General features: G+C 67.8%; 16 protein-coding genes and 1 riboswitch. Of the genes, 10 read left to right on the forward strand and 6 right to left on the reverse strand.

Translation table 11 applies throughout. The features are described 5' to 3' along the window. Nucleotides 1-260 precede the first annotated feature (260 nt). A complete protein-coding gene (locus Q0K09_RS00060; RefSeq protein WP_365930988.1) occupies nucleotides 261-1283 on the reverse strand; it encodes an inorganic phosphate transporter in 1023 nt (340 codons plus the stop codon). A 113-nt stretch (nucleotides 1284-1396) separates the two neighbouring features. After that, nucleotides 1397-1479: riboswitch (glycine riboswitch) on the forward strand. A gap of 177 nt (nucleotides 1480-1656) precedes the next feature. On the opposite strand from Q0K09_RS00060, the gene gcvT reads away from it, so the two are divergent. The 8 genes from gcvT to Q0K09_RS00100 all read left to right on the forward strand — a co-directional run bounded on the left by gcvT (nucleotide 1657) and on the right by Q0K09_RS00100 (nucleotide 11533). Continuing rightward, nucleotides 1657-2739: a glycine cleavage system aminomethyltransferase GcvT gene (gene gcvT, locus Q0K09_RS00065; RefSeq protein ID WP_294471252.1), complete on the forward strand. Its 1083-nt coding sequence runs from the start codon at nucleotides 1657-1659 to the stop codon at nucleotides 2737-2739. Between the two features lie 47 nt (nucleotides 2740-2786). Beyond that, entirely contained in the window at nucleotides 2787-3167 is a 381-nt protein-coding gene (gcvH, locus tag Q0K09_RS00070; protein ID WP_294471254.1) for a glycine cleavage system protein GcvH, read from the forward strand. A 36-nt stretch (nucleotides 3168-3203) separates the two neighbouring features. Next, nucleotides 3204-4517, forward strand: coding sequence for an aminomethyl-transferring glycine dehydrogenase subunit GcvPA (gene gcvPA / locus Q0K09_RS00075; protein WP_294471258.1), 1314 nt, complete (start codon nucleotides 3204-3206; stop codon nucleotides 4515-4517). Nucleotide 4518: 1 nt separating this feature from the next. Continuing rightward, entirely contained in the window at nucleotides 4519-5967 is a 1449-nt protein-coding gene (gene gcvPB, locus Q0K09_RS00080; protein ID WP_294471261.1) for an aminomethyl-transferring glycine dehydrogenase subunit GcvPB, read from the forward strand. Beyond that, a complete protein-coding gene (gene lpdA, locus Q0K09_RS00085) occupies nucleotides 5964-7346 on the forward strand; it encodes a dihydrolipoyl dehydrogenase (RefSeq protein ID WP_294471266.1) in 1383 nt (460 codons plus the stop codon). Before gcvPB ends, lpdA begins: the two co-directional genes overlap by 4 nt. A gap of 508 nt (nucleotides 7347-7854) precedes the next feature. Further along, a complete protein-coding gene (locus Q0K09_RS00090) occupies nucleotides 7855-10209 on the forward strand; it encodes a CAP domain-containing protein (RefSeq protein WP_294471272.1) in 2355 nt (784 codons plus the stop codon). Between the two features lie 114 nt (nucleotides 10210-10323). After that, the gene (locus Q0K09_RS00095) at nucleotides 10324-10656 is read left to right on the forward strand and encodes an ArsC/Spx/MgsR family protein (RefSeq protein ID WP_294471274.1); all 333 of its coding nucleotides are present in this window, start codon (nucleotides 10324-10326) and stop codon (nucleotides 10654-10656) included. A gap of 91 nt (nucleotides 10657-10747) precedes the next feature. Beyond that, nucleotides 10748-11533 (forward strand): sulfite exporter TauE/SafE family protein, encoded by a 786-nt coding sequence (locus Q0K09_RS00100; protein WP_294471276.1) that lies wholly within the window; start codon nucleotides 10748-10750, stop codon nucleotides 11531-11533. Nucleotides 11534-11675: 142 nt separating this feature from the next. Here Q0K09_RS00100 and Q0K09_RS00105 read toward each other — a convergent pair whose 3' ends face one another. Next, nucleotides 11676-13781: an S-layer homology domain-containing protein gene (locus tag Q0K09_RS00105; protein ID WP_294471279.1), complete on the reverse strand. Its 2106-nt coding sequence runs from the start codon at nucleotides 13779-13781 to the stop codon at nucleotides 11676-11678. 251 nt (nucleotides 13782-14032) lie between these two features. After that, nucleotides 14033-15235, reverse strand: coding sequence for an acetate kinase (locus Q0K09_RS00110; protein WP_294471282.1), 1203 nt, complete (start codon nucleotides 15233-15235; stop codon nucleotides 14033-14035). A gap of 142 nt (nucleotides 15236-15377) precedes the next feature. On the opposite strand from Q0K09_RS00110, the gene Q0K09_RS00115 reads away from it, so the two are divergent. Further along, on the forward strand, nucleotides 15378-16544 hold the full coding sequence (locus tag Q0K09_RS00115) for a nucleotidyltransferase family protein (RefSeq protein WP_294471283.1): 1167 nt from the start codon (nucleotides 15378-15380) through the stop codon (nucleotides 16542-16544). 72 nt (nucleotides 16545-16616) lie between these two features. Here the strand turns inward: Q0K09_RS00115 and Q0K09_RS00120 are convergent, their stop codons facing one another. The 3 genes from Q0K09_RS00120 to Q0K09_RS00130 all read right to left on the reverse strand — a co-directional run bounded on the left by Q0K09_RS00120 (nucleotide 16617) and on the right by Q0K09_RS00130 (nucleotide 19666). Beyond that, nucleotides 16617-17840: an aspartate kinase gene (locus Q0K09_RS00120; protein WP_294471285.1), complete on the reverse strand. Its 1224-nt coding sequence runs from the start codon at nucleotides 17838-17840 to the stop codon at nucleotides 16617-16619. Between the two features lie 135 nt (nucleotides 17841-17975). Beyond that, nucleotides 17976-19190, reverse strand: a complete 1215-nt coding sequence (locus Q0K09_RS00125) for a homoserine dehydrogenase (RefSeq protein WP_294471288.1) — start codon at nucleotides 19188-19190, stop codon at nucleotides 17976-17978. Nucleotides 19191-19225: 35 nt separating this feature from the next. Beyond that, nucleotides 19226-19666: an ACT domain-containing protein gene (locus Q0K09_RS00130; protein WP_294471291.1), complete on the reverse strand. Its 441-nt coding sequence runs from the start codon at nucleotides 19664-19666 to the stop codon at nucleotides 19226-19228. A gap of 224 nt (nucleotides 19667-19890) precedes the next feature. On the opposite strand from Q0K09_RS00130, the gene ytvI reads away from it, so the two are divergent. After that, on the forward strand, nucleotides 19891-20964 hold the full coding sequence (gene ytvI, locus Q0K09_RS00135; RefSeq protein WP_294471294.1) for a sporulation integral membrane protein YtvI: 1074 nt from the start codon (nucleotides 19891-19893) through the stop codon (nucleotides 20962-20964). Nucleotides 20965-20995 lie beyond the last annotated feature (31 nt).

The raw sequence follows: 20995 nt of genomic DNA on the forward strand, positions 1-20995 counted from the left end.
AGGGGGTTTCAAACTTGTCTTGCCTCTGGGTGCGCACTGGGGCTCAGACGCTCAGCCTGCCCAGGCGCGAATGTAAGATTCTGACCGGATGGAGCGCTAGGGCTTGTTTGAAACATGTCAACATGCCCAACCGGCGGGGCTTTTGCCCCCTGGACGGCGCAATTTTTCCTTGCAATCCGCCAGGATTCCTGGGTCAAAATTGCTTGCCAGCGGCCCAAAATCCCTCGCTGCCGGACACATCGCCAATTTTCAAACAAGCCCTAGAAGCGAAGAAGGACTTTGGCCAGGAGAAAGCCCAGCAGGGCGCAGCCGGGGAAGGTGAGCAGCCAGGTCAGGCCAATGGCCCGGGCCGTCCGCCAGCCGGCGGAGCCCCCGGCGGACCCCACCCCCAGCATGGCGGCGGTCTTGGCGTGGGTGGTGGAGACAGGGAGGCCCAGCAGGGTGCACAGCAGCAGGCAGATCCCCCCGGCCAGGTCGGCCCGGCAGCCCTGCCGGGGGTCCAGGCGGACCATGTCCCGGCCCAGGGTGTCCAGGATGCGCCGCCCCCCCAGGCAGGTGCCCAGGGCCATGGTGAGGGCGCACAGGGCCAGGAGCCAGAAGGGGAGAGCCATGGGGCCGCTCTCCCGCTGGCCCTGGGCCAGGGCGGTCCCCAGGAGGAAGACCCCCAGGAACTTCTGCCCGTCCTGGGCCCCGTGGAGGAAGGCCATGGCTGCGGCTCCGGCGGCCTGGGCCCGGCGGTAGAAGGCGGCCCCCCGCCGCCGGGTTCGGAGCCGCCCCAGCCTCCGGCCCAGCAGGAAGCCCAGCCCCACCGAGAGGATCAGCCCCCACAGCAGGCCGGCCCACACCCGCCCGTTGACGTTGGAGAGTCCCCCGCCCAGGGCGGCAGCGGCTCCGGTGAGGGCAGCCGCCAGGGCGTGGCTCTCGCTGGTGGGGATGCCAAGGACCCAGGCCGCCGCGGCCCACAGCACCACAGACCCCAGGGCGGCGCACAGGGCGCACAGAGCAGCCCCAGGCCGAGGGCCGAAGTCGGCCAGACTGTAGATGCTCCAGGCCACGGCGGGACGGAGGGCGGCGGTGACCGCCGCCCCCAGGAGATTGCACCCCGCCGCCAGGGCCACGGCGGAGGGGTAGGAGAGGGTCCCGGAGGAGACGGTGGTGGCGATGGCGTTGGGGGCGTCGGTCCAGCCGTTGACCAGGAGGACCCCCAGGGTCAGCAGAACCACCAGCCGGAAGCTTGGGTCGGAGAGCTGGGCGAGAAAGCCGGAAAAGGTCAGCGTGGACACCTCCTTTTTCCAAGCGTATGGGCCCCGGGCCGGGGATATGCGTTGGGGAAAAATCCGCCCTTGCAAAATGCCGCCGGGTGGGTTATACTGGGGTTGGAAAAGTGAACCGGCGGATGATGGCATCGGGAGAGACCGCGCTTGCGGCGCCGAAGGGGCTTGGCAAGAAACTCTCAGGCAAACGTACCGATGCCGGACGGAACTCCGAAGACCAAAGGGGCCACCGGCCCCGGCGGACCGAAGAAGCAACCTGTCCCGGAAGTGGGGCGGAGAATCTTTCAGGTAAACAGACGGAGGCGCGCCTTTTTTTGGTGCGCCTCCGTCTGCCTGTTTTGGTCCTACCGATTCCATTTTTGTGAGAAAGAAGGGATGCCGAATGGAAAGAAAGACGCCGCTCTATGACCGCCATGTGGCCCTGGGGGGAAAGATCGTCCCCTTTGCCGGCTATCTCCTGCCGGTGCAGTACCCCGCCGGGGTCATCGCCGAGCACATGGCCGTCCGCACCGCCGCCGGGCTCTTTGACGTCTCCCATATGGGGGAGCTGGTCTTCACCGGCCCTGACGCCCTGGACAACCTCAACCACCTGCTCACCAACGACTTCACCAACATGTACGACGGACAGGTCCGCTACTCCCCCATGTGTAACGAATCCGGGGGCTGTGTGGACGATCTCATCGTCTACAAGGTCCGGGAGGGGGTCTATCTGGTGGTGGTCAACGCCGCCAACCGGGAGAAGGACGCCGCCTGGATGGCCGCCCGCCTCACTGGGGACTGCCAGATGGAGGACCGCTCCGACTCCTTGGCCCAGGTGGCCCTCCAGGGACCCAGGGCCAAGGAAATCCTCCTGCGGCTCCTGCCGGAGGAGACCCTGCCCAAGAAGTACTACAGCTTCGTCCGGGAGGCGGATGTCTCTGGGGTTCCGTGCCTGATCTCCCGCACCGGGTACACCGGAGAGCTGGGCTATGAGCTCTACTGCGCCAACGCCGGTGCGGAAAAGCTGTGGGATCTGCTGCTGGAGGCCGGCCGGGACCTGGGACTCCTTCCCTGCGGCCTTGGGGCCAGGGACACCCTCCGGCTGGAGGCCGCCATGCCCCTCTACGGCCACGAGCTCACCGAGGATATCGGCCCCCTGGAGGCCGGGCTGGACTTCGCCGTGAAGCTGGGCAAGCCTGACTTTGTGGGGAAGGCGGGCCTGGAGGCCCGGCTGCCCCTCCAGCGGACCCGGGTGGGCCTGGAGGTCACAGGCCGGGGTATCGTCCGGGAGCACCAGGACATCTACATCGGGGACCGGCTGGCGGGACAGACCACCTCCGGCACCCACGCCCCCTTCCTGGGAAAGGCCGTCGCCATGGCCTACCTCTCTCCGGAGGACGCCGCCCTTGGAACGGCGGTGGAGGTGGACGTCCGGGGCCGCCGGGTCCCCTGCAAAGTGGTGGATCTGCCCTTCTACAAGCAGTGAAACGCACAACCACTGGTCTATTGATGATTTGAAGGAGGTTTTTTGTCATGAATACCCCGGAGCATCTGCGCTATACCAAATCCCACGAGTGGGTTCTCTTTGCCGGTGACGGCACCGCCAAGGTGGGCCTCACGGACCACGCCCAGGAGGCCCTGGGAGATTTGGTCTTCGTCAACCTTCCGGAGGTGGGGGACGCCCTCACCTGCGGCGAGACCCTGGGGGATGTGGAGTCGGTGAAGGCCGTCTCCGACATCTACAGCCCGGTGACCGGCACGGTGAAGGCCGTCAATGAGGACCTGCTGGACGCCCCCGAGTCCATCAACGCCGACCCCTACGGCGCCTGGCTGGTGGAGGTGGAGGGAATCACCGGCCAGGAGGAGCTCCTGGACGCCGCCGCCTACCAGGCTCTGTGCGCCCAGGAGGACTGACCATGGGCTGCGGAACACAGAAAGGAGGGAAGCGCCATGGGAGGCTATCTGCCGTCCACCGCTGAGGAGCGCCGGGCCATGCTGGAGGCCATCGGCTGCCGCAGCATTGAGGCGCTCTACGCCCAGGTGCCCCCGGAGATGCGCCTGGAGAAGCTGGACCTTCCGGAGGGCAAAAGCGAGCTGGAGGTCCGGCGCATCCTGGAGGGCCTGGCCGCCGGGAATACCGTCTTCCCCGCCGTCTTCCGGGGGGCGGGGGCCTACCGTCACTACATCCCCGCCATCGTCAAGAGCGTCGCCAGCAAGGAGACCTTCGTCACTGCCTACACCCCCTATCAGGCCGAGCTCTCCCAGGGGGTGCTCCAGTCCATCTTTGAGTACCAGACCATGATCTGCGCCCTCACCGGCCTGGACGCCTCCAACGCCTCGGTCTACGACGGGGCCTCCGCCGCCGCCGAGGCTGTGGCCATGTGCCGGGACCGGAAGCGCAGCACCGTGCTGCTCTCCGCCGCCGCCCACCCCATGGTCCGCCGGACGGTGGAGACCTACTGCTTCGGAAACGGCATGACGGTGAAGACGGTGCCCACAAAGAACGGTTTCACCGACGCGGAGGCCCTGGCCCAGATGCTGGACGGCACCGTGGCCTGCTTCTACCTCCAGCAGCCAAACTACTACGGCCGCATCGAGGCGGCCCGGGCGCTGGGGGAGGCCGTCCACGCCGCTGGAGGCAAATTCATCATGGGGGTCAACCCCATCGCCATGGCCCTCCTCAAGACCCCGGGGGAGTGCGGGGCCGACATCGCCGTGGGAGAGGGCCAGCCCCTGGGCCTCCCCCTGAGCTTCGGCGGGCCCTATCTGGGCTTTATGGCCGCCACCTCCGCCCTGGCCCGGAAGCTCCCCGGCCGCATCGTGGGGGAGACCACAGACCACCAGGGCCGCCGGGCCTACGTCCTGACCCTTCAGGCCCGGGAACAGCACATCCGCCGGGAAAAAGCCTCCTCCAACGTCTGCTCCAACCAGGCCCTGTGCGCCATGACCGCCGCCGTATACCTGGCCGCCATGGGGCCCCGGGGCCTCCGGCAGGCCGCCGAGCGCTGTATGGCCCACGCCCGGTACGCCGCCGAGCGCATCTGCGCCGTGAGGGGCTTCGACCTGGTCTATCCGGGGCCCTACTTCCACGAGTTCGTCACCACCTGTCCCGGAGACCCGGCCCGGGTGCTGGAGGGCCTGGCCCGGCGGGGCATTCTGGGGGGGCTCCCCCTGGAGGACGGCAACCTGCTGTGGTGCGCCACAGAGGTCAACACAAAGGGCGAAATCGACGCCCTGGAGCAAGCCCTGCGGGAGGTGGTATAAAGTGGAACTGCTGTTTGAAAAGAGCCGGAAGGGCCGGGGCTGCGACCTGCTGCCCCCCCTGGACGTGCCCCCCGCCCATCTGATGGAGGGCATGGGCCGGGAGGCCCCTCTGGACCTGCCGGAGCTCTCCGAGGTGGAGCTCTCCCGGCACTATTCCGCCCTGGAGCGCCGGGCCCACGGGGTCAACAACGGCTTTTACCCCCTGGGCTCCTGCACCATGAAATATAATCCCAGGCTCCACGAGGAGCTCGCCGCCCTGCCGGGCTTCGCCGGGGTCCACCCCAGCCAGGACCCGGCGGATGTCCAGGGCTGTCTGAAGGTCCTGCGCCTGGCGGAGGAGCTGCTGTGCGAGATCACCGGCATGGACGCCATGACCTTCCAGCCCGCCGCCGGGGCCCACGGGGAGCTGACCGCCCTGCTGATGGTGAAGAAATACCACCTGGACCGGGGGGATGCCGGCCGCACCAAAATTCTGGCCCCCGACTCCGCCCACGGCACCAACCCGGCCTCGGCCGCCATGTGCGGCTTCACTGTGGTGAACGTGCCCTCCAACCCCCAGGGCGGGGTGGACCTGGAGGCCCTGCGGGCCGCCGCCGGGCCGGATACCGCCGCCCTGATGCTCACCAATCCCAACACCCTGGGCCTCTTTGACCCCAACATTCTGGAAATCACCCAGATCGTCCACGACGCCGGGGGACTGTGCTACTACGACGGGGCCAACCTCAACGCCGTGATGGGGGTGGTCCGGCCCGGGGACATGGGCTTCGACCTGGTTCACCTGAACCTCCACAAGACCTTCTCCACCCCCCACGGCGGGGGCGGACCGGGCTCCGGCCCCGTGGGCTGTAAGGACTTCCTCCGGGATTACCTGCCCGCCGGGTATGTGGAGGAGGGCCCCCGGGGCCTGGAGCTCCGGGACCCGGAGAAGACCATCGGCCGGGTCAAGGCCTTCTGCGGCAACTTCACCGTGGTGGTCAAGGCCCTGGCCTACCTCCTCACCCTGGGGGCGGAGGGCATCCCCCAGGCCGCCCAGGGGGCGGTGCTCAACGCCAACTACCTCCGGGAGCAGCTCCGGGGGACCTACGACATCGCCTACGGAGAGGGCCCCTGTATGCACGAGTTTGTGCTCACCCTGGAGAAGCTGAAAAAGGAGACGGGGGTCTCCGCCCTGGACGTGGCCAAGGCCCTGATCGACCAGGGCATCCACCCCCCCACCATGTACTTCCCCCTCATCGTGGAGGAGGCCTTGATGTTCGAGCCCACCGAGACCGAGTCCCGGGAGACCCTGGACCACGCCGCAGCGGTGCTCAAGGCCATCCGGGCCCAGGCGGACACCGACCCCGCCGCCCTCCACGCCGCCCCGGTGACCACCCCCATCGGACGGCCCGATGAAGTCCAGGCCGCCCGCCACCCCGTCCTGCGGTACCGCCCGCCGGAGGTCCAGCCATGAGCCTGGACCTCATTGTGGTGGGCGGAGGCCCCGGCGGGTATGCTGCCGCCATCCGGGCCGCCCAGCTGGGCCTCAAGACCGCCCTCATCGAGCGGGAGGCGGTGGGGGGTACCTGCCTCAACCGGGGCTGTATCCCCACCAAGGCCCTGCTCCACAGCGCCGGGCTCTACCAGGAGATGCGCTCCTGCGGCGCCTTCGGCCTCCGGGCCGGGGAGGTGGGCTTCGACTACGCCGCCATGTGTGCCCGCCGGGACCAGGTGGTGGACCAGCTCTGCACCGGCGTCCAGGGCCTCCTGAAGGGCAACGGGGTGGAGGTGCTCGCCGGCTCCGCCGTTTTGGAGGGCTCCGGCCGGGTCCGGGTGGGGGAGACCCTCCATGAGGCCAGAAATATCCTCCTGGCCGTTGGGGCCCGGCCCGCGCTGCCCCCCATCCCCGGCCTGGACCTCCCGGGGGTCCTCACCAGCGACGACCTGCTCACCGGGGAGGCATTCTACCCCCGGCTGACCATCATCGGCGGGGGGGTCATCGGCATGGAGTTTGCCAGTCTCTACAGCGCCCTGGGCGCGGAGGTCACTGTCCTGGAGGCTGCCGAGCGCATCCTGCCCACCCTGGACAAGGAGCTCTCCCAGAGCCTGGGCATGTTTTTGAAAAAACGGGGGGTGAAGCTGTGCCCCGGCGCCGCCGTGGAGCGCGTGGAGCGGACGGAGGAGGGCCTCCGGTGCAGCTACACCCTCAAGGGGCGGCAGGAGGTCGTGGTCTCCGACGCCGTGCTGGCGGCCACCGGCCGGCGGGCCAACACTGAGGGCCTGTGCGCCCCCGGGGTGGACTTGGGGCTGGAACGGGGGGCCATCCCGGTGAACGAGCGCTTCCAGACCCGCCTCCCCGGCGTCTATGCTGTGGGGGACGCGGCGGCGGGGAGCATCCAGCTGGCCCATGCCGCCTCCGCCCAGGGGATCAACGCCGTGAGCCTCATGGCCGGGCGGGAGCCCCCCATGAACCTCTCGGCCATCCCCGCCTGCGTCTACACCCAGCCGGAGCTGGCCTCGGTGGGCAGAACCGAGGCCCGGTGCAAGGAGGAGGGCATCCCGGTGCGGACCGGCAAGTACCTCATGAGCGGCAACGGCCGGAGCCTCATCGCCGGGGCCGGCCGGGGCTTTATCAAGGTGGTCAGCCACGCCGGCACCGGGGTGGTGCTGGGGGCCCAGCTCCTGTGTGAGCGGGCCACCGACCTGGTGGGGGCCTTCACCACTGCTGTGGCGGAGCGCCGCACCCTGGAGGAACTCTCCGCCGTGGTCCGCCCCCACCCCACCTTCTCCGAGGGCATCTCCGAGGCCGCCGAGGCCGCCCTGGGCCTGAGCATCCACCAGCTCAACCGATAACTTTTTCCTGCCGTCTCTCCTTGACAAGCCATCCATCCGGTGACTATAATGAACATATCAACCCTGGAGCACTAGTACTCCACCAAGCCAGAACCTTGCATTTGCCTTTCGGCGGAATTTCCGCATCCCTTCGTTATCGTCCTTGATGGGCGTCAGCCCACCGGCGTCCTCTGCCTTGTTCTGCAAAAATTCCGCTCGAAATCCAATCTGCAATTTCTAACTTGTTGGTAGAGTACTAGGGCTTGTTTGAAAAATGGCGATGTGTCCAGCAGCGAGGGATTTTGGGCCGCTGGCAAGCAATTTTTTCGCAGGAATCCTGGCGGATTTCAAGGAAAAACTGCGCCGTCCAGGGGGGGCAAAAGCCCCGCCGGTTGGGCATGTTGACTTTTTTCAAACAAGCCCTAGAAGAAGGAGGATGAACCATATGAAAAAGGACACAGGACGCCCGCCGGCCTCCCATCCGACTGGCGAGGCGGAGAGACGGCCCGCCAGGCGGAGGGCCCGAGGCATGGCCAAGCCGCTGACCGCCCTTCTGCTGGCGGTCACCCTTCTGGCTTCCCTGATCGCCGCCAGCGCGGCCGAGCCCTTCAGCGACGTGCCGGAGAACCACTGGGCCTATGAACAGATCCAGACCGCCGTGGACAGGGGCCTGGTCAACGGTGCGGGAGACGGCCGCTTTATGCCTGACCGGCAGGTCACCGGCGTGGAGTTTGTCACCATGCTGGTCCGGGCCTTCTACCCCGAGGAGATCGGCGGCGCCCAGACCGGGGCCGTGTGGTACCAGCCCTATGTGCAGGCGGCGTCCAGCCACGGGCTGCTGACCGGCGAGCTGAGCCGCACCGCCGTGTTGGAAGAGCCCATTAACCGCAGTCAGATGGCCGTGCTCCTGTCCAACGCGGTGGAGGACGCAGACCTGGACGGTATGGACAGCATCCTCACAGAGAGCCAGGCGGCGCGGACCATCCCTGACTGGGACCAGATCTCCGACGATTACCGGGATGCGGTGCGGGTGACCTACTCCCTGGGCCTCATTGTGGGCACCGATTCCGCCGGCACCTTCCGCGGCGACGGCTACATGACCCGCGCCCAGGGGGCGGTGGTGATGAACCGGGCGGACGACCTCTTCACTACATACGCCCCGGTGGAGCCCACCCCGACGCCGACACCTACGCCTACCCCGACACCTACGCCTACCCCGACACCTACGCCTACCCCGACGCCGGCACCTACGCCGACGCCGACCCCCACGCCCACCCCCAACGTCGTTGTGGACCGGACGGACCTGGCCAATCAGGTGGTGGCGCTGGTTAACCAGCAGCGGGCCGAAAACGGCCTGTCCGCCCTGTCGGTCAACAGCCAGCTCCAGCAGGCGGCCCAGGAGCGGGCTCAGGAGCAGGTGGAGCTGTATTCCCACACCCGGCCGGACGGCACCCGCTGTTTCACCATTTTGGAGGAGTACGGCATTGACTACTCCGGCGCAGGGGAGAACATCGCCTACGGCCAGCGCAGCCCGGAGGCGGTGATGAACGCCTGGATGAACTCCTCGGGCCACCGGGCAAACATTTTGAACGCCGGCTTTGACACCATCGGCGTGGGCTGCGTGGAGTACAACGGCACGCTGTACTGGGTGCAGATGTTTGTCAAGCTCTCCACCCGGACGTCCACCCCGACGCCAACGCCCACCCCCACGCCGGCCCCCACGCCTACTCCGACCCCTACCCCGACGCCCACCCCCAACGTCGTCGTGGACCGGACGGAGCTGGCCAATCAGGTGGTGGCGCTGGTCAACCAGCAGCGGGCTGAGAACGGCCTGTCCGCCCTGTCGGTCAACAGCCAGCTCCAGCAGGCGGCCCAGGAGCGGGCTCAGGAGCAGGTGGAGCTGTATTCCCACACCCGGCCGGACGGCACCCGCTGTTTCACCATTTTGGAGGAGTACGGCATTGACTACTCCGGCGCAGGGGAGAACATCGCCTACGGCCAGCGCAGCCCGGAGGCGGTGATGAACGCCTGGATGAACTCCTCGGGCCACCGGGCAAACATTTTGAACGCCGGCTTTGACACCATCGGCGTGGGCTGTGTGGAGTATAACGGCACGCTGTACTGGGTGCAGATGTTTGTCAAGCTCTCCACCCGGACGCCCACCCCTACGCCGTCGTCAACGCCCACGCCGGCCCCTACGCCGTCGTCAACGCCCACGCCGGCCCCCACGCCGTCGTCAACGCCTACGCCGGCCCCCACGCCGTCGTCAACGCCTACGCCGGCCCCCACGCCGTCGTCAACGCCCACGCCGGCCCCCACGCCGCCGTCAACGCCTACGCCGGCCCCCACGCCGCCGTCAACGCCCACGCCGGCCCCCACGCCGCCGTCAACGCCCACGCCGGCCCCCACGCCGCCGTCAACGCCCACGCCGGTCCCGACAGCGACGCCAACGCCCACCCCGACACCTACTCCCACACCTACCCCTAACGTCGCCGTGGACCGGACGGACCTGGCCGACCAGGTGGTGGCGCTGGTCAACCAGCAGCGGGCTGAGAACGGCCTGTCTGCCCTGTCGGTCAACAGCCAGCTCCAGCAGGCGGCCCAGGAGCGGGCTCAGGAACAGGTGGAGCTGTATTCCCACACCCGGCCGGACGGCACTGAATGCTTCACCATTCTGGACGAATACGGCGTTTCGTATTCCCGGGCCGGGGAGAACATCGCCTATGGCCAGCGCAGCCCGGAGGCGGTGATGGACGCCTGGATGAACTCCCAGGGCCACCGGGCAAACATTTTGAATACCAGCTTTGACACTATTGGCGTGGGCTGCGTGGAGTATAACGGCACGCTGTACTGGGTGCAGATGTTTATTAAGCAGAGCGGCTGAGAGGCATCCTCCCCGCCCTTGCCGGAAGCAGCCATCCGCCCAACCGTAACCACCGGGGGCCCGGAGCCGACCGCTCCGGGCCCCGCTTCGTCTCTCTGAAGGAGGGCGCACGCCATGAACATTCAGATTTTCGGCACCTCCAAGTGCTTTGACACCAAAAAGGCCCAGCGGTACTTCAAGGAGCGGCGCATCCCCTTCCAGTTTGTGGACCTGGCCAAATACGGCATCAGCCCGGGGGAACTCCGAAGTGTGAAGAACGCTGTGGGACTGGAGGCCCTGCTCAACGAAAAGCACCCGGACGCCCCCCTGGCAGCCTATCTGGCCTACGACGAGGACAAGCTGGAAAAGCTGCTGGAGGAGCCCCGGCTGCTGCGGACTCCCATCGTCCGCAACGGCCGGCAGGCCACTGTGGGCTTTTGCCCAGAGGTGTGGAAGACCTGGACATAACCCCACATCCCGGTTGCGTTTCCCCGGAGGATGTGGTATCCTGTTTCCAGAACTTTGATCGGCAAGGACGCCGGAGACGGAGGATGGGGCCATGGCGGTCTTTTTATTGCTTGTCAGCTTTCTCGCCTCGGTGGGCGGGGCCATCTGCGGCATCGGCGGCGGGGTGATCATCAAGCCCGCCCTGGACGCCCTGAATCTGGCCGGCGTGTCCACCATCAGCTTTCTGTCCGGCTGTACAGTGCTGAGCATGTCCTGCTACTCTGTGGGGCGGGCCCTGGCCGCCCGGGAGAGTCTGGTGGACTTCAAAACCGGGACCCCCCTGGCCCTGGGGGCCGCTGCGGGGGGCGTGGCGGGGAAGAGCCTCTTTTCCGCCCTCACCGCCCTGTTCTCCCAGCAGAGTGTGGGCCTCTGCCAATCCATGTGCCTGGCGGTTCTGACCTTCATGACCATCTGCTACACCCTCTTCCAGCGCCGCATCCGCACCCACCGCCTGACCCACCCCCTGCCCTGCGTGGCGGTGGGCCTGGGGCTGGGGCTCCTCTCCAGCTTCCTGGGCATTGGCGGCGGGCCCATCAACCTGGTGGTGCTCTACTACTTTTTCTCCATGCCCACCAAGACAGCCGCCCAGAACAGCCTCTACATCATCCTCCTCTCCCAGATCACCAGCCTGGGCACCACCCTGCTCACCGGGGCGGTCCCTCCCTTCCAGCTGAGCTGGCTGGTCCCCATGGTGGTTGGGGGTATCACCGGCGGCATGGCCGGCCGGAACATCAACCGGCACATCGACGACCGCCAGGTGGAGCGCCTCTTCCTGGGCCTAATGGTCCTCATCACCCTCATCAGCCTCTTCAACGCCTGGCGCTTCTGGAGTGCCTGAGCTGAGAAAGCAAAGCTCCCCCTGGGAGGCCTCCGCGCCGCAGGGCCTCCCAGGGGGAGCTTTTTGGTACGCTGCCGGGACCCGTTCCATATGTCCAGGTCGGGGGATTTTGCCCCCCGGGCGGCGCGGTGTTCCCGGGCCGTTACTCCAGCGCTTCGCCGGACTCCGGGGCGATGGTATAGCCGCTCAGGTCGATGGAGAAGGTACAGGTGGCCACCACGTTGTCCGCCTCGTCCAGGAAGGAGAGGGTGTAGTCATAGCGGCCGCCGTCCACCAGCTGCCAGACCTCCTCCTGCTGCCGGGCAAAGACGGCGCCCCACTTGAAGCAGTAATGGCTCTCGTCCTTGGTCCACCAGCCGGCCCCCTCCTGGGCCCCGGTCTGGCTGGAAATGGCCCAGGTGTTCCAGGCCCCGCCGTTGATGGAGCGGGCAATCTTGGCGAACTGGAGGGTGTCCTCCCCCAGGGCCTGGGGCACGGCGTAGTAGACGGTGTACTCCCCGCCGCCGCCCATGCCGGAGACCTGCTCCTGGGTCAGTGTGCCGGCGCCGCCGTTCTGGACCAGAGCAGTGCTCTCGTCCAGGGACAGGCCCTCGGCGGTGGACGCCACCCCGTCAGGCAGCTGGTGAGTGGAGACGGTCACGCCCTCCAGCACCACAGTGGGGGTCTTTACCCCGGACAGGTCCACCACATAGCGGACGGTCTCCTCCCCCCACTGGAGGGTGATGTGGGTCTGGGGCTCCAGGGCGCTGGCGTTGAGGAAGAGGACCGCGTACTTGCCCGCGCCAAGGTCCGCGTTCTCGGTAAGGCTGGCGGTGTGCTGGGCAGTCTCGCTCTCCTGGACGCCAAGGGAGTAGCGGAAGGTCTCCTCCGCATAGTCCTGGGGGGCCTGGATGGCCAGCCCCACCCAGGCGCCCTTTCCGCCGTCCTCTCTCTGGTGGATGGGCACGATATCCTGGGTGGACAGGGCCACCCGCACAAACTCTTCACCCTCGGTCTGGGTGGCCTGGGCGGTCACCTGGGGCAGCGGGGCCTCGGGGCTGTCCTGGTCCACAGAGGAAACGCCCACCACGCCGGAGACCTCCTCCGCGCCGTCCTGACCCTGATCCTGGTCCTGATCCTGGTCTTGGTCCTGGTCGCCAAGTACCGGGTCCCCCGCGCTGTTGGTGGGGGCGTCCACGCCCTCGGACACCTGGATACTGCCGGGCCGGCTGCCGTCCAGCACCACGCCGCTGGCCTGGATTTCGGCTATGGTGATGGTCCCCTGGTTATCCACCGCCACGGCGGCCTGGGCGGTGAGGGTGTCCACGGAGGCCTCCGCCTCCAGGGCGACGGTGTTCTCCGCGCCCTCCACCGTCACCTGCGCCGCATGGGAGGCCCCCGCCAGCGTCAGGGCGTTCCGGTCCCCGGAGAGGACCGCCTCCCCCTCCACGCGGGTGCCGGTGAGGGTCACGGAGCTGCCGCTGGCGGCCACCAGCAGGTGGCTCTCCAGAACGGTGTTTTCCAGGGTCAGGTCGGACTCCCCAGCCTTGGGGGAGACCAGGACGCCGCCGGAAATCCGGGCGTCCTTCACGGAGACGCCGCCGGCGGCCACCAGCAGGATGCCGTCCACCGCCCCGGTGACCTGGGCGCCCTCCTCCCCGGCGTAAGCGGCCACGGCCTTATCCAGAACGGTGACCACAGAGGCCCGGGTGATGTTGTCCCCCAGGGCCAGGGTGTGGTTGCCCACCCCCTGGAGGATGCCGGCCCGGGCCAGGGCGTCCACATAGCCCGCGGACCAGGCGGCGGCGGTGTCACCGTCCACGAAGCCGCTGAGGTCGGGGTCCTGGGAGGGCCGGATGCCCAGGGCCCGGGCCAGGAGGACGGTGGCCCGCTCCCGGCTCATGAGCTCGTCGGCGTTGCAGTTGACGCCGTCGCCCTCCAGGATGCCGGCGGCGGTGAGCCGGAGGATGTAGGGGGCGTACCACTCGTCGCCCTTCAGGTCGGCATAGGGGTTCTCCACCGTCTTGGAATAGCCCATGGTCCGGCTCAGAAGGGCGGCGAACTCGCTGACCATCATGGCGTCGTCGGGGCGCATCCCCCGATCGTCCCCCTCCACGATGCCGTAGCCGTGCCACCGCTGAAAGGCGGCCTGGCTCCAGTGGCCGTCCAGCTCCGGCAGGGTGCTGCCGGAGGGGGCGGCGGCCGCCCTGGGGGCGGTCAGAGAGGCGGTCAGGGTCAGGGCCAGAAGGGCGGCAGGGATCTTGCGCATGGTGATGCTCCTTTGTGTGTAAACTCTCCGGCGGGCCCCCGGCTGGGGGCCGATGCGCCGGCTGTGGCAAAATCATAGCGAAATTCCGCGCCTTCGGCAAGTCAGAACTTCTGGAAGGAGAGGAACCCTCTGACGACGCCGCCAGTCCTGTGCAGGTCTGGCAGTTCCTCCGGGGAAAGAACAAAGGGCTCCCCCCTTTGACCAACTGAAAAGGGCCGCCCAGCCGGGCGGCCCTTTTCCACGGTTGATTCTTATTTCAGCTTGGAGACGATCTCCGCGGTGTCCTGGGCGATCATCAGCTCCTCGTTGGTGGGGATGACCAGCACCCGGACCCGAGCCCAGTCGATGGAGATGTCCATCTGACGGCCCTTGTACTTGTTCTTCTCCGGGTCGATCTTGACGCCCAGATACTCCATGTTCTCGCAGATGTCCCAGCGGACGGAGCGGTCGTTCTCACCCACGCCGGCGGTGAAGATGATGGCGTCCACGCCGCCCATCTCGGCGATGTAGGAGCCGATCATCTTCTTGACGGAGATGTTGAACATGTCCTTGGCCAGGATGGCCCGCTCGTTGCCCTCGTCCACGGCGGTGTCCAGGTCCCGGAAGTCGGAGGATACGCCGGAGATGCCCAGCATACCGGACTTCTTGTTGAGGATGTCAATGACCTCGGCGGCGGAGAGGTGCTCGTGCTCCATCAGGAACTCGATGATGGCGGGGTCCACGTTGCCGGCCCGGGTGCCCATGGGCAGGCCGTCCAGGGGGGTGAAGCCCATGGAGGTGTCGAAGCTCTTGCCACGGTTGATGGCGCAGATGGAGGAGCCGTTGCCCAGGTGGCAGGACACCAGCCGCAGCTCCTCAATGGGGCGGCCCATCATCTCCGCAGCCTGCTGGGAGACATACTTGTGGGAAGTGCCGTGGAAGCCGTAGCGGCGGATCTTGTACTTCTCATAGTACTCGTAGGGGATGGCGTACATATAGTGGGACTTGGGCATGGTCTGGTGGAAGGCGGTGTCGAAGACGGCCACCATGGGCACCCCGGGCATGGCCTTCTGGCAGGCCTCGATGCCGGTGATGTTGGCGGGGTTGTGGAGGGGGGCCAGAGGCACGCAGTCCCGGATGGCCTGCATTACGTTGTCGTCGATGAGGACGGAGGAGGAGAACTGCTCGCCGCCGTGGACCACCCGGTGGCCCACCGCGTCGATCTCGGACATGCTCTTGATGACGCCGTGGTCGGGGCTGGTGAGGGCGTCCAGCACCGCCTGAATGGCCTCGGAGTGGGTGGGCATAGGGATGTCGAACTCATACTTGCCGTCGGTGGCCGGGACCTTGTGGGTCAGGCGGCCGTCGATTCCGATGCGCTCGCACAGGCCCTTGGCCAGGACCTCCTTGGTCTGGGGGTCCATCAGCTGGTACTTGAGGGAGGAACTTCCGGCATTGATCACGAGTACGTTCATTTTCATTCCGCTCCTTTTCTTCATTTCGCCTTGCAGGAAGGCGGCAAAGCCGATATAATGACAGAATACATTATAGACCCTTTTCTTCAAAAGGACAACCTATTTTTCAAAACTTTTCCGCTTTTTCAAGGAGGCGGCGTCCATGCGCATTGCGGGCATAATAGCCGAATACAACCCCTTCCACCGGGGGCACGCCTGGCACATCGCCCAGACCCGGCGGGCTCTGGGGCCGGACTGCGCTGTGGTCTGCGCCATGAGCAGCCACTGGGTCCAGCGGGGGGAGTGCGCCCTCACCGGCAAGTGGGCCCGGGCGGCCATGGCTCTTCGGGGCGGGGCTGACCTGGTGCTGGAGATCCCCACCCCCTGGGCCTGCACCTCGGCGGAGCCCTTCGCCCGGGGGGGCGTGGGGATCCTGACCGCTGCGGGGGTGGTGGACACCCTCTCCTTCGGCAGCGAGTCCGGGGACTTAGACCGGCTCCGGGCGGCGGCGGCCTGCCTGGATTCAGAGGTCTACCGGGGGGAGCTCCGGCGCTTTCTGGATGCGGGGAGGCCCTTCGCCGCCTGCCGCCACGCCGCAGTCCGGGCCCTCCTGGGGGAGGAGGCCGCCGCCTGCCTGGCCAATCCCAACGACAACCTGGGGGTGGAATACCTCCGGGCACTGCCGCCGGGGATGGGGGCCCTGGCCGTCCCCCGGATGGGAGTCCCCCACGACGGGGCGGAGGGCGCGGGGGGCTTCGCCTCGGCCTCGGCCATCCGTGGCTGGCTGCGGCAGGGCCAGAGCGCCCGGGCGGAGCCCTTTCTCCCCGAACCCTGGCAGGGGGACATCGCCTCCATGGCCTGGATCGAGCGGGCGGTACTTTCCCGGCTGCGGTCCATGACCCTGGAGGAGGCCCAGCGCCTGCCCGACAGCGGCGAGGGCCTGGCCCGGCGGCTCCTGGACGCTGCCCGGGAGGCGGAGGATCTGGAGGGGCTCTACCGCCTGGTCAAGACCAAGCGCTACGCCCACGCCCGGGTCCGGCGGCTGGCCCTGTGGGCTTTTCTGGGCCTGGAGGCGGCGGATCGGCCGGCGGAGCTTCCCTATCTCCGGGTCCTGGGCCTCACCGGGCGGGGCCGGGCGGTTTTGCGGGAGATGGGCCGGCGCAGCCAGGTCCCCGTGGTGGCCAAGCCCGCCCACATCCGGCGGCTGGGGCCCGAGGCCCAGGCCCTCTTCGCCCTGGAGGACCGCTGCACCGCTCTCTACGGCCTGTGCTTCCCCCGGCCGCGGACCGGCGCCGCTGAGTGGACCACCTCCCCGGTCTTCCTGCCCTGATCGTCCCCCAAAACGCGAAAGCGCCGTTCCCCGCCCGGCCCTTGGCCCGGAGGGGAACGGCGTTTTTTCTGCTTAAAGGGTTCCGTATTCCTCGAAGAAGCGGTCGTGGACCACCTGGACGGCGTTGTCGGCGTCGCATTTGTCCACCAGAACCGAGACCTTCACCTCGCTGGTGGAGATCATATGGATGTTGATGCCGGCGTTGTAGAGGGACTCGAACATCAGGGCGGCCACGCCGGGGTTGTGGACCATGCCCGCCCCCACGATGGAGACCTTGGCGATATCGTCCGTGACGTCGATATGGTCGAAGCCCAGGGCGTCTCGGACCTCCTCGAGAATCCGGCAGGCCTCCTCCATATCGTCCCGGGCGATGGTGAAGCTGATGTCCTTGGTGCTGCCCCGGCCGATGGACTGGATGATGATGTCCACGTTAATCCTGTGCTTGGCCAGGGTGGAGAAGATGCGGAAGGCGGTGCCCGGCTGGTCCGGCAGGCCCACCAGGGCCAGGCGGGCAATGTTCTTGTCCTTGGCCACGCCGCTGACATAGGGCTTTTCCATGGTTTTCGCAACCTCCTTGACTTTGGTTCCGGGCCGTCCGGTGAAGCTGGAGAGGACCTCCAGGTCCACATTGTAGCGCTTGGCCATCTCCACCGAGCGGTTGTGCAGGACCTGGGCCCCCAGGGTGGCCAGCTCCAGCATTTCATCGTAGGTGATTTCGTCCAGCTTCCTGGCCCCCTTGACGCACCGGGGGTCGGCGGTGTAGACCCCGTCCACGTCGGTGTAGATCTGGCACAGGTCGGCGTGGAGGACGGCGGCCAGGGCCACCGCCGAGGTGTCCGAGCCCCCCCGGCCCAGGGTGGTGATGTCGCCGTACTTGTTGATACCCTGGAAGCCGGTGACAATGACGATCTTCCGCTTGTCCAGCTCGGCCAGAATGCGCTCGGTGCGGACGGACTTGATCCGGGCGGCGCCGTAGGACGAGTTGGTCTTGAAGCCCGCCTGCCAGCCCGTCAGGGAGACCACCGGGTAGCCCATGGCCTCGATGGCCATGGCGCACAGGGCGCAGGAGATCTGCTCCCCGGTGGACAGGAGCATGTCCATCTCCCGCTGGGAACCCCTGGGGTTGATCTCCCCGGCCTTGGCGATGAGGTCGTCGGTGGTGTCCCCCTGGGCGGAGAGGACCACCACCAGGCTGTGGCCCCGGCGGTAGGTCTCCGTGATGATGCGGGCCACGTTGCGGATGCGGTCGGCGTCCGCAACCGAGGTTCCGCCGAATTTCTGTACAATGAGTGCCATGTATCTCTACCCCCTAAACGAGTTGCGTGTGGGATCGCCGGAGGGCGTCCCGGGGGAGCCCACCGCCCCGGGCGGGCTCCGGCGGGCGGAGGGGACAGGGCCGACGCCCGCTCCGCCCCAAGGCATCCTATGCCGTCACGCCAGCACCCGGAACACGGACAGGGGCCGCAGGTCCCCCAGGGCGGCGTCCAGCTGGGCCCGGGTCATGGCGCCGGCGGTGAGGAAGGCCACCTCCTCCGCAGGGGCCCCCGGGCGGGACAGAAGGGCCGCCCCCGGGAAGGCGGTTCGGACGGCCGCCGCGCTGCCCGCCGCCCGGACATACCACCGGAAGGGGAACTGGTCTGGGGAGACGGTGACGTCCTCCCCGCCGGGACCCCACTCGATGTGCTTCCGGGACTGGATGTGCCGGGCGGCGTCCATGACGTCGGCCACCACCGCCGAGGCGGTGGGGAGCTTCCCCGCCCCCCGGCCGTAGAACATTACGTCCCCAATGGCGTCCCCCTTGACCATGATGGCGTTGAAGACGTCCTCCACCCCGGCCAGGGGGGCCTCGGCGTCCACCAGATGGGGGGCCACATAGGCGCACACCCGGCCGTCGGGCTCCTTCACGGCCCGGCCCAGGAGCTTGATCTTCCGGTTGCAGGACTCGGCATAGGCCACGTCGGCCAGGGTCACGCCGGAGATGCCCTCGGTGGGCACCTGCTGGGGGTAGATGTGGCGGCCGAAGGCGATGGCGGCCAGGATGCAGATCTTCCGGCAGGCGTCGCGGCCCTCCACGTCGGCGGTGGGGTCCTTCTCGGCGTAGCCGTTGGCCTGGGCCTCCTTCAGGGCGGCCTCGAAGGTGAGGCCGGAGCGGATCATCCGGGTGAGGATATAGTTGGTGGTGCCGTTGAGGATGCCGCAGACCTCGGTGAGCTCGTTGGCAGCCAGGCACTGGGACAGGGGCCGCAGGATGGGGATGCCGCCCCCCACGCTGGCCTCGAAGAGGTAGCTCACGCCCTTCTGGGCGGCCAGCTGGAGGAGCTCATACCCGTGCTCGGCCACCAGCTCCTTGTTGGAGGAGACCACGCTCTTGCCGGCGCTCAGGGCCCGGCGGGTGTAGTCCAGGGCCACGGTGGCCCCGCCGATGGTCTCCACCACGATCTCCACCGTGGGATCGTTCTCAATGACCGAGAAATCATGGACCACCTTGTCCTCAAAGGGGCTGCCGGGGAAGTCCCGGACGTCGAGAATATACTTGAGCCGGACGGGGGTCTCCACCTTCTGGTCGATGTGCTCGGCGTTCTTCGCAAGCACCTCGGCCACGCCGGAGCCCACAGTCCCAAAGCCCAGAATCGCTACGTTCACCATAAGGTCGCACACTCCTTCTCTTTTTCATAGCGGCATCAGCCCGCCAGAATCTCACATCTCAGGACCCCCTCCAGGCCCGTGGTGCGGCTGAGCAGCTCCTCCACCGGAATCTGAAGGCCGGAGGTCTCCGCCCCGATGGTGGCCAGGGCGCAGCCCTCTGTGGGAATCCCCTGGTTGATGGTGAGAATATTCGCGCCGGAGAGGGCAAAGCTATTGAGGACCGAGGAGAGGACCCCCGGCTCGTCCCGCAGGCGCACCTGAAAGGTAACGATTCTGCCGTGGAGCACGTCGTTGAAGGGCCGCACCGCGTCCTTATATTTATAAAAAGCGCTGCGGCTGATGCCCGCCAGCTCGGCGGCCTGGTGGACGGTCTCCGCCTCCCCCAGCTCCAGCATCCGCTTGGCCTGGGCCACCTTTCGGAAAATCTCCGGCAGGGCGCCGGCCTCCACGATGAAATACTTGGGCGGATTTCCCACGGCGAGCCCCTCCTCTCCCCTGAAAAAGCGGCCACTGTCCTTGTAACAAAGGCATTTGTCCGCATGTGGTGTCTATTGTAGCACAGCCGCCGGCCCGGCGCAAGGGCCAATCGACAGAACATCCCACGATTTTTCCCCCCGCCGGGGGGAGGGATTCCGTCATTGTCACCACAGTCCCGGCCCGGAGCCCGGGGCCCGCCAGCCTTTTGGAACGGAGGTCTGCCATGCAGTCTGACAAGCGTCCGCAGCTTCTCACGGCCGCCGCCGGGGCGGCCCTGGGGGGGCTGGCCCTCTGGCTTGCCCTCCGCTTTCTGGTGCCCTGGACCCTCCCCTTTCTCATCGCCCTGGCCCTCTCCGCCCTGCTGGAGGGGCCGGTGGGCTTCCTGAGCGCCCGGCTCTCCCTGCCCCGGTGGGCCGCCGCCGCCGGGTGTACCCTCCTGCTGGTGCTCCTCCTCTCGGGCGCTCTGCTGCTGGCGCTGTGGCGGCTGTGGTACGAGGCCTCCCTCCTGCTGGAGGAGCTCCCCCGGCTGATCGCCTCCCTGCCCTCCCTGGGGGATCAGGCCGAGGACTGGGCCTACCGCTATATCATCGCCGCCCCGCCGGACCTTCAGGACTTTCTGTGGCAGGCCCTGGAGTCCCTGCTGGACCGGGCCGCCGCCCTGCCCGCCCTGCTCTACGACTGGGCCGCCGCGTGGGCGGCCGGCGTCCTGGCCGCCCTGCCCCAGTGGGGGCTCTTCCTCTTCACCACCGCCCTGGCCACCTACTTCTCCTCCGCCGGGCGGCCCGCCCTCCTGGCCTTCCTCCGGCGGCAGGTGCCGGCCCGGTGGCGGCCCAGGGTCCGCGCCGGGCTGGAGCGCCTGCGGGGGGCCCTGCGGGGCTGGCTCCTGGCCCAGGGGACCCTGATGCTGGTGACCTTTGGAACCCTGGCGGCGGGTTTTTTGCTGCTGGGGGAGGAGCTGGCCCTGCTGCTGGCCGCCCTCACCGCCCTGGTGGACGCCCTGCCCGTCTTTGGTACCGGCGCCGTCCTCCTGCCCTGGGCCGCTGTGGAGCTCCTGACCGGCCGGGTCCGAACCGCCTTGGGGCTGCTGGCCCTCTACGCCCTGGTCTCCGTGGTGCGGAGCCTGCTGGAGCCCAAGCTCACCGGGACCCGGACGGGGCTCCCGCCCCTGGCCGCCCTGCTGGCCATGTATGTGGGCTTTCAGGCATTTGGGGTGGCGGGGATGGTACTCGCCCCCCTGGGCGCCGTCCTTTTAAAGGCCCTCCACGACTGCGGCCTGGTGCGGCTGTGGCGGGACTGAGCGCACCCAGGCGGACCATCTTGTCTTTTGG

The sequence above is a fragment of the uncultured Intestinimonas sp. genome, assembly GCF_944387725.1.
Lineage (GTDB): Bacteria > Bacillota > Clostridia > Oscillospirales > Oscillospiraceae > Intestinimonas.

Coding starts and splice junctions, on each gene's coding strand:
- lpdA (WP_294471266.1), top strand. CDS start 5,964: ATGAGCCTGGACCTCATTGTGGTGGGCGGAGGCCCCGGCGGGTATGCT.
- gcvH (WP_294471254.1), top strand. CDS start 2,787: ATGAATACCCCGGAGCATCTGCGCTATACCAAATCCCACGAGTGGGTT.
- ytvI (WP_294471294.1), top strand. CDS start 19,891: ATGCAGTCTGACAAGCGTCCGCAGCTTCTCACGGCCGCCGCCGGGGCG.
- Q0K09_RS00095 (WP_294471274.1), top strand. CDS start 10,324: ATGAACATTCAGATTTTCGGCACCTCCAAGTGCTTTGACACCAAAAAG.
- Q0K09_RS00120 (WP_294471285.1), bottom strand. CDS start 17,840: ATGGCACTCATTGTACAGAAATTCGGCGGAACCTCGGTTGCGGACGCC.
- gcvT (WP_294471252.1), top strand. CDS start 1,657: ATGGAAAGAAAGACGCCGCTCTATGACCGCCATGTGGCCCTGGGGGGA.
- Q0K09_RS00090 (WP_294471272.1), top strand. CDS start 7,855: ATGGCCAAGCCGCTGACCGCCCTTCTGCTGGCGGTCACCCTTCTGGCT.
- Q0K09_RS00125 (WP_294471288.1), bottom strand. CDS start 19,190: ATGGTGAACGTAGCGATTCTGGGCTTTGGGACTGTGGGCTCCGGCGTG.
- Q0K09_RS00110 (WP_294471282.1), bottom strand. CDS start 15,235: ATGAACGTACTCGTGATCAATGCCGGAAGTTCCTCCCTCAAGTACCAG.
- gcvPA (WP_294471258.1), top strand. CDS start 3,204: ATGGGAGGCTATCTGCCGTCCACCGCTGAGGAGCGCCGGGCCATGCTG.
- Q0K09_RS00105 (WP_294471279.1), bottom strand. CDS start 13,781: ATGCGCAAGATCCCTGCCGCCCTTCTGGCCCTGACCCTGACCGCCTCT.
- Q0K09_RS00115 (WP_294471283.1), top strand. CDS start 15,378: ATGCGCATTGCGGGCATAATAGCCGAATACAACCCCTTCCACCGGGGG.
- Q0K09_RS00100 (WP_294471276.1), top strand. CDS start 10,748: ATGGCGGTCTTTTTATTGCTTGTCAGCTTTCTCGCCTCGGTGGGCGGG.